Consider the following 2,251-nt stretch of genomic DNA (forward strand, 5'->3'; position numbering starts at 1 on the left):
CCGCGCGGTCCCCCCCCTAGCGACAGCGAGTTAGCGGGGGGTCACCGCCCGCTGTCACAACATGGCGGTGTGGGTTGAGCGGGCGTTCCGCAGCCCCCCGTCGGCGGTCACGCCGCCGTCTGCAGCTCCCGGACGACCGTGGTGCGGACCACGGCCGGGGCCGCGTTGTCCTGCTCCGGCGTGAGGTACGGGCGCAGCCGCAGCGCCAGGACGACGACCAGCAGCGTGGAGCCCGCCATGGCCGCGAGGTAGAGCGGCCAGGTGCCGGAGCCGACCAGCAGCACGCCGACGGCCGGGCCGACCGCGATGGCGATCTGCTTCACCAGGGCGTACCCGGAGTTGTAGGTGCCGAGCAGCCGGGCCGGGGCGAGGTCGGCGACGATCGGGCCCATGGTGGGCGCGAGCAGCGACTCGCCGACGCCGAACAGGGCGTAGATCGAGACGATCGCGACCGTGGCGGCCATGGTCTCGGTCCGGATCAGGCCGGCCACCAGGGCCATCGCCCAGGCGCCGAGCCAGACCACGCCGGCCGCGGCCATCGCGGTGGTGCGGCGGCGGCGCGCGGTGATCCGCACCATGAACATCTGCAGGACGACGATGGTCAGCGCGTTGGCGCCGATCGCGAAGCCCAGGGTGGAGGGCGGCGTGCCGACGGTGTCGGTGGCGAAGGCCGCGACGCCGGACTCGAACTGGCCGTAGCAGGTGAAGAAGATCAGCCCGGCGAGCGCGCAGAGCCGCAGCATCGCCTTGTCGGCGACCAGCGCGCGCAGGCCGGTCGGGCCGTCGCTCTTCTCCTGGAGGGGGATCAGCGGGTTGGCCGGCATCCGGGCGGTGCCGGTGACCAGGGCCAGGCCGAGGAAGGTCGCCGCCTCGATGGTGAACAGCCGGGTGAGGCTGGCCGGGTCGGCGACGTTCACGATCTGGCCGCCGACCAGGGCGCCGATGCCCATGCCCAGGTTGACCAGGGTGAACTGGAGCGCGAAGGCGTGCGAGCGGGTCGCGGCCGTCGAGCAGCGGACGATCATCGTGGCGAGCGCCGGCTGGCAGGTGGTGACACCCGCGCCGAACAGGAAGGAGGAGACCAGCAGGGCCGGGGTGCCGGTGGCGTGGCCGAAGGCGAACGCGCCGGTGGCGGCGAGCGCCGTACCGGCCAGCAGGACCGGGCGGGGCCCGTACCTGTCGATGCCGCGGCCGGTGAACGGGAGGACGGCGAGCGCCGCCAGCGCGAAGACGGTGAACACCATCCCGGCCGCCAGCGAACCCAGCCCGCGCACCTGGTCCACGTACACGAACATGTACGGCATCGTGAAGCCGCTGCCGAACGCGCTGAGCGCGTTGCCGATCTGGACGCGGCGCAGCGGGCCGCCCGCCCCGCGTCGCTGCTGCCTCTGCTGCTTCACCGTGCCGGTCACCGTGCACATCCCTTCCTGGATTCAACTGGATACTCTTAAGGTCCAGAAGATTTCAGAGCTAAAGTTTGACAAGATAAAGTCTTAGCACCGGAAGAGTGTTGAGTCAAAGGCTTAAGGGATTCACGCCTCCGTGCGACACTGGTCCGCATGACTACGGACAAGCCCGCGCCGGCCACCGCCAGGGAGCTCGGCATCGCCGAGCAGGTGGCCGTCTACCAGCGGGAATTCCCCACCGTGGACCCCCAGGTGGAGACCATCGTGCAGACCCTGTCCCGGGTCGCCCGACGGATGGGCGTGGCCTACGACCGGCAGCTGACTGTGCTGGGAATCACGGCCGCCGAGTGGGAGGTACTCAAGGCACTGGTGGTCTCCGGCAGCCCGTACCAGCTCGGACCGGGCGAGCTGGCCAAGCGGCTCGGGCTCACCCCGGCCGCGATGACGCACCGGATCGACCGGATGGTGGCCGAGGACCTGGTCACCCGGGAGCGCGACGAGACCAACCGGGTCCGGGTGATCATCGAGCTCACCGACAACGGCCGCGACAAGTGGCTGGAGTCGATGCGGATGGCGGCGGTGTTCGAGGAGGAGCTGCTCCAGGACGTCACGGGCGAGGAGCGGGCCGTGCTGTCCGCGATGCTGGCGCGGATGCTGCGGCGGATCGAGGAGAGCCGGCCGGACGCGCCCGGGCGCACCGCCGACCCGGCCTGAGTCGCGCGCCCGGCTCACCGAACACAGGGAAGATAAGGTAGGACCAGCCCACTACGACGGATAGCCCGGACACCAGCACCGAGCAGTGGCCGAGGCGCACCACCATGATGCGTCCGTTGATGCCGTTGGTG

2 protein-coding genes are annotated in these 2,251 nt (G+C 70.9%); one reads left to right on the plus strand and one right to left on the minus strand.

Annotation, left to right across the window (positions count from 1 at the left end; all coding sequences use genetic code 11):
- Nucleotides 1-107: 107 nt before the first annotated feature.
- Nucleotides 108-1,412 carry an MFS transporter gene (locus ACFV6I_RS39205; protein WP_244293344.1) on the minus strand — a complete coding sequence of 435 codons (1,305 nt, stop codon included), beginning with the start codon at nt 1,410-1,412 and terminating at the stop codon, nt 108-110.
- A 147-nt stretch (nt 1,413-1,559) separates the two neighbouring features.
- Between ACFV6I_RS39205 and ACFV6I_RS39210 the strand changes: the two genes are divergently transcribed.
- Nucleotides 1,560-2,120: a MarR family winged helix-turn-helix transcriptional regulator gene (locus ACFV6I_RS39210; RefSeq protein ID WP_063347409.1), complete on the plus strand. Its 561-nt coding sequence runs from the start codon at nt 1,560-1,562 to the stop codon at nt 2,118-2,120.
- The last annotated feature ends 131 nt before the right edge of the window (nt 2,121-2,251 follow it).

It is taken from the genome of Kitasatospora sp. NPDC059803 (assembly GCF_042732255.1).
Classification (GTDB): Bacteria; Actinomycetota; Actinomycetes; order Streptomycetales; family Streptomycetaceae; genus Kitasatospora.